The sequence below is a fragment of the Janthinobacterium kochi genome, from assembly GCF_051380715.1.
GTDB lineage: Bacteria > Pseudomonadota > Gammaproteobacteria > Burkholderiales > Burkholderiaceae_D > Janthinobacterium.
In genome coordinates, this window is the sequence record NZ_JBNYXO010000032.1 from 1 (window position 1) to 4,729 (window position 4,729).

Below are 4,729 nucleotides of genomic sequence, written 5' to 3' on the forward strand. Positions count from 1 at the left end.
TTCCTGACGGCCTCCCAAGTGGTCAATGCGTCGGATGCGAAGTATGCGGCTGATTACGCGCGCGTCATCGCCGCCAACGAGGACGCTGCCAAGTGGGCATCGGCCCAAGTCGACGTGCAGCAGGCCAGCCTGGACGCCCTCAAGGCCCAGGTGTCGGGCCTGATCACCATCAACGACAGCGTGCTGACGGTGGCGCAAGCCATCGCCAACCTGCATGCGGCGATGGGCACGGCCTCGGGGTTGGGCGTGAAGTTCGACGGCTCGCATGCCGGCGGCTTGGCCAACGTGCCGTTTGATGGCTACGCGGCCGAGCTTCACCGCGGCGAAGTGGTGGTGGACGCACAAGCGGCGGCAGCCATGCGGCGCTACTTCGGCGGCGCGCCAAGCCAGGGCGGCGGCAACACCGATGCCCTGGTGGCTGAGATCAAGCGTCTGAATGAGAAGGTCGACAAGCTCAATGCCGACACGAACAGGAACGCTGGCGCCACCATCCAGGCCACCGTCGAATCTAACGATAAAGCGGCCCAGACGGTCGTGGCTGGTGTCGACAGATCCGCCAAGGCATCCGCCTGGGCGAAACAAGTGGAGTACTCGCAATGACCGAAGTGCAGTTTTTGGAATGGCTGAAGAACCCGCTGGCCATCCGCATGGTGTTGATCGAGGCCCAGGTAAACGTGGCCGGCCAGGAGGTGACGCGGTATATCGCCTCCCGGCCGTACGTCACCGGCCCGGCCGAGGTGCCGGCCAACACCGTGTATCTGCCGCTGGCCACGGGTGGCCTGGCCTTCACCGAGCAGGTCAGCCTGACTGGTGAGGCCGGGCTGTCGGGCGGCGACATCGATCTGGGCAATGCCGATGGCGCGCTCGACGGCTGGCTCGGCGACGTGTGGCGCAATCGGCCTATCAAGGCCTGGGCCGGCGATCCGCGCTGGCCGCGCGCCGATTTCCGCCTGGTGTTCGACGGCATCATTGCCGACATCGGCAGTTCAAGCCGCGAAACGCTCAACCTGTCCCTGCGGGACAAGCTGCAGCGCCTGGATACGCCAATCACCGAGGCCAAGCTGGGTGGCGTCTCGCCAAACAAGGACGCAACCCTGCCGATTCCGTTCGGCGAGTGCCACAACGTCACGCCCTTGCTGACCAACCCGGCTACCCTGGAGTATGGTTTTCTCAGCGCGGTGGAGTCGACGTTCGAAGTCCGCACCAATGGTAAGCCGGTCCCTGTCGCCGTCGACAATGCGACTGGCCGCTTCACGCTGACGATCAACCCGTTGGCGAATGCTGTCACCGCCAGCGTGCAGGGCGATGTCGGCGGCGGATATGCGCCGCGCATCGCTCCACTGGTGCAGCGCATCGCGACCGCCTACGGCAAGGCGGCTGACCGTTTTACCTTGGCTGATCTCGACCTGGTCAACCTGGCCGCCTTCGACGCCGCCCACCCGCAGCTGGTGGGCCTGTATGTTGCGGACCGGACAAACCAGGCGCAGGCCATCCAGCAGCTGGCGGCAAGCGTTGGCGCCCAGGCGATCATGTCGCGCACCGGCCAGCTTCGCCTGGTGCAGATCGCGCTGCCGGCCGCCGGCGCGCCGGTGGAAATCGGCCCCGAGAAAATGCGGATGGATTCGCTGCGCGTCGTGCAGCGCCTGCCCGTGGTCGCCGCCGTCAAGATCGCCTTTGACCGCAATTACACAGTGCAGGCCAGCCTGACCACCACCATCCCGCCTGCGCATGCCGACCTGTACGCGAAGGAGTGGCTGACTGAAACCGCCGTCGACGCGGCGGTGCGCGCGCGATACCGGCTGACGGACGATCCGCCGCAAATTGAAACCTGCCTCAAGACGAACGAGGATGCCCGCGCGGAAGCGGCGCGCCGCCTGGCCATGAACAAGGTGCAGCGCACCATTTACGAATTTGACGGAGAACCCGAGATGATGATGCTGGAACTGGGGCAGCCCGTGCTGCTGCGCGATGATCGCTTCGGCCTGCAGGACGGCGTGCCCGGCGTGGTGGTGCTGTTATCGCATTCCTGGATCGCCGGCCGCGTCACCGTGGGAGTGCTGGTATGACGCCCATCGGTGGCGCCCGGGACCGATTGATCATGAATACGGTACCGCGCTTCGAGCCCGCCAACGACCGCGTGCTGCTGTTGGCGGCCACCGCCCAGGCGTTCAAGGTGGCGGCCACGACGATTGCCACGCCAGCGCGCATCGACTTCACGGCTGGCCTGATCAATATGCAGGGCCAGGTGGCGTTTGCCGCCAGCAATGCCAGCGTGCTGACGCGCGTCGGTAACGTGGCCAGCATGACCTATGGTGGCATGGTGGGCGATAGTGTGACAGTCACGGCCAGCATCGTGGTCGACGGACTGACCTACACAGCCAGCCAGACGGTCAGCAAGATTTTTGACGGCGTGACGGGCAATTCGGCACGGATCTGCTACAGCAAGACCAATTTGATGTCCCTGGGCAGCGCGCCGGCGACCCTCAGCACGGAGGGAGCCACATCCTATCCGCCGATTGATACCTGGGGCGTCGGTACGGTGTGGGAGGGTTCGCCGCCGCTGTTTGTCGCAGGTGAATCGCTGTACCGGTCAGATGGAATTTTCAATCCGGCCAGTGGCACGACTAAGTGGGCCGCGCCGTATTTGAATGCGCTGAAGGTTTGGCAGTTGAGCGCAATCAGTGCCGATCTTGGCAAGGTGACGGCAGGCGATATCTACAGCGCGACGCTGCATGGCGGCGCCGGGTATCCGACCAACGCATTCGACTGGCCATCAGCAGCAGGTTCCGGTGGTGGCTTTCACTTGAGTTCTCAGGGCCTTTTGCTGGGAAATTATAAAGCTGGACAGTACTTTATTGCATATGCAAACGGGAGAATAGAAGCACCAGGCCTGGCGATTCAGGATGGGAATGCTACTTTTTCGGGCGCACTGATGGGCGCCAGTGGCTCTTTTAAGGGCACCCTGACCGGCCGCAACGTCGTGGCGGCCAACCTTGAAGCGAACATGGCGTTGATTGGCACGGTGATCCGCTCGCAAACCTACAACCCGGGCAGCTACGGCTGGATGATCAACGCTGATGGCACCGCCGAGTTTAGTGTTCTGTCGATCACTGGCCGGCCGACCGGTCCGGTTTATGGCTACAGTTGGATGGAAGCTACGTCTGTCACGTTGGCCACGCTGGGCAGCGCTACGGGCATCGCTGCGGCCCACAAGGTAATTCTGCGTGCGGAGGGGGATATGTCGTCTGCTGCAGCGGCGGGCTCCATTATCACGATCACCCTGTATCGAGGCACTGCGGCCGGGGCTGAAACGACGTTCATGTACACCTGGACTGTTCGAGCATCAACCACTGGTGGCGGTGTGTGGACCGATGAGGTGCTGTACTTTTCCGAGACATTCGAAGTTGCCGTGGCCACGGACGCTGGACGCACAGGTTCCGGCGCATTTTTCAAGGCGATCGCCACCCGTGCTGGCAGCAGTACTAGCGGCACGAATGCGTCCATCACCCTTTCAACCAATATCAAGAATCCAACAGTATGAGCATGTTATACGCCTACCTCGACACTGCCGGGTACGTCCGTCAGTGGGCGCCAGGGCCGAACCCGCCAGCGGTGAAGGGCCTGACGCTGCACGCCCTCCTGCCTGGCGAACGTATGTCCGAGTATTTGCGAATGGTCGATGGCGCACTGGTGTCGTATCAGCCTGAAGTGCTACTGACCGACGTGCAAGCCGGCGCTATTGCGGATGCCAATGCTGATCGAGATCGGCGCCTCGCAGCGTTTGACCGCTTCGCCTACGGCGGCGTGCTGTACGACGGTGATGCGCATGCCGAGGTGGCAATCACGCTTGCGGCTCGCAGCGCGGCGCTGGGCCTGGGGCGGCCCACTTTCGCTTGGCGCGTGTTCGACAATACGGATGTGTTGCTAACGCCGACGCAGGTGATCGGGCTGGAGGCGGCAATGATCGAGGCGAAAGCTCGCTACGCTGCGCACCATCACTCTCGCTGTCGTGATCTCAAAACCGCTATTGCGGCGGCCAAATCTCCAACCGAGGTGCGGGCGGCAATCGAGGCTGATGCTCAATCACCTGAATTTACAGAGGGCGCATGACCAATCTCCGCATCATTTACGACAACGCTGGCGACCGCGCGTTGTTGACCGCATCGAGCCAGGCCGGCGCGCTAGGCCCGGCCAATCTGCAGCGCGAAGGCAAGTATGACGTGATGCGCTCGCTCGGCCTGACCCTGACCATTACGGCCACCTGGCCCACGCCCGAGATCGTCGGCTGCGTGGCCCTGCCATTTTGCAACCTGACACCCACGGCGACGATCCGCGTGCGCGGCTACGTCGAGCCAGGGGACGCCGTGCCCGATTTCGATACGGGCGCCGTGCTGGCATGCGAGTACGCCAGGCTGGGAATGTGGGACTGGGGTGCGCTGCCGCTGGGCGTGAACGCCTTCAGTTACGGCGGCGGCACGTATGCGCGCTGCTGGTTGCCGATGGACAGTTTCAAGAAACTGGTGATCGAGTTGACGGACCCGGACAACCCCGCAGGCTACATCGAGGCGGCGCGCCTGGTGACCGGTCCCTACTGGAGTCCGGAGCAAAACGCTTCATATGGTGCCGGCGTCACTTCAGTCGACACCAGCACCCAGAACAGGGACGGCGCTGGCGGCCAGACCGTCACGCGTGGCGCACTGTATCGCAAGCTGTCGTTGGCGCTCGATCA

General features: G+C 63.4%; 4 protein-coding genes and 1 pseudogene. All 5 read left to right on the top strand.

Features of this window, described 5'->3' with window-relative positions:
• Positions 1–600 (top strand): hypothetical protein (locus ACQ4WL_RS27540; RefSeq protein WP_436512893.1); only part of this gene is annotated, 600 nt, incomplete at its 5' end.
• Complete coding sequence (locus ACQ4WL_RS27545) at positions 597–2,066, top strand: hypothetical protein (RefSeq protein ID WP_436512895.1); 1,470 nt, start codon at positions 597–599, stop codon at positions 2,064–2,066. The genes ACQ4WL_RS27540 and ACQ4WL_RS27545, both read left to right, overlap by 4 nt.
• 32 nt (positions 2,067–2,098) lie before the next feature.
• Complete coding sequence (locus ACQ4WL_RS27550) at positions 2,099–3,541, top strand: hypothetical protein (protein ID WP_436512896.1); 1,443 nt, start codon at positions 2,099–2,101, stop codon at positions 3,539–3,541.
• A gap of 113 nt (positions 3,542–3,654) precedes the next feature.
• A complete protein-coding gene (locus tag ACQ4WL_RS27555) occupies positions 3,655–4,110 on the top strand; it encodes a DUF4376 domain-containing protein (RefSeq protein ID WP_436512898.1) in 456 nt (151 codons plus the stop codon).
• Positions 4,107–4,729: pseudogene (locus ACQ4WL_RS27560) on the top strand (hypothetical protein); the annotation flags it as partial. The gene ACQ4WL_RS27555 and the pseudogene ACQ4WL_RS27560, both read left to right, overlap by 4 nt.